The following is a 257-nucleotide window of genomic DNA, read 5'->3' on the forward strand; positions in this document are numbered from 1 at the left end:
GTATTGAGCCAGTTCCGCCTCGTTCATGTGTGCCGTTTCCAGCACCACGCCAAACTTGTCGGCCGACGACCACACGACCGCATTCTTTCCATTTCCCGGCACCGGCACTCCCTGAGACTGTAGATTTCGTCGCCAAGTATAAAGTGTCTGTTCCGAGATGCCGCTCTCCTTCGCCAGGGCCGATACCGGCCTGTTCTCCGGTGGCATCATTTGCCGAAGAATGGCTTCCTTGCGTTCTGCTGGGTACTGATTCACTG

The 257-nt window shown here is 56.4% G+C and carries 1 protein-coding gene; it reads right to left on the reverse strand.

Going from position 1 to position 257, the window contains the following annotated elements; genetic code table 11:
- The coding region (locus ACH13J_RS18545; protein WP_397544816.1) for a transposase at positions 1 to 255 on the reverse strand (255 nt) is incomplete at its 3' end.
- Positions 256 to 257 lie beyond the last annotated feature (2 nt).

The organism is Roseovarius salis, from assembly GCF_044472985.1.
Lineage (GTDB): Bacteria > Pseudomonadota > Alphaproteobacteria > Rhodobacterales > Rhodobacteraceae > Roseovarius > Roseovarius salis.